The 511-nt window shown below is 59.9% G+C and carries 1 protein-coding gene; it reads left to right on the top strand.

Annotated features, from left to right (window positions below; translation table 11 throughout):
- Positions 1 to 150: 150 nt before the first annotated feature.
- A partial coding sequence (locus HAQ05_RS28090; protein ID WP_190427697.1) for a phage tail tube protein occupies positions 151 to 511 on the top strand: 361 nt, incomplete at its 3' end.

Raw genomic sequence — 511 nt, 5'->3', positions numbered from 1 at the left:
GTCATCCGCTGGAATGGCGAATTCTATGACGCTACGACCAAAACCTACCGCTACAGCTTCGACGTGGATTGGTGGGTAACCCGCTAAACGCCCGTTGTAACCGATGCCCGCCTAGCGCGGGTTTTTTATGCCCGACAGACGGAGAAAACCATGTCGATCCTTACCCAAGGTACCAAGATCTATGCCCTGGTGCCGCCAGTCGATGGCGGTACCGGAGCGCTGAGTGTGCTGCCCATTGACTGTGCGACCGCCTTCAACCCTGGCGGCTCCCCGGCGGACCAGATCGATGACACTTGCCTGGAAGACACCGTACGCAAGTCGAAAAAGGGCTTGCGCACCCCTGGCCAAGCCTCGATGACCATCCTGGCCGACCCGCGCAACGCCAGCCACATCCGTCTGCATCAGTTGTCCGAAGCCGATGGCGAAACCACGATCAAGTGGGCCGTGGGCTGGTCAGATGGCACCGAGCCGCCGACCCTCAATGAAGCTGGCGATGATTTCGAGCTTCCCA

Origin of the sequence: Pseudomonas typographi (assembly GCF_014694385.1) — a bacterium.
GTDB lineage: Bacteria > Pseudomonadota > Gammaproteobacteria > Pseudomonadales > Pseudomonadaceae > Aquipseudomonas > Aquipseudomonas typographi.
The sequence above is the reverse complement of the archived record's forward strand: the minus strand, read 5'-3'. Positions and strand labels throughout refer to the sequence as shown.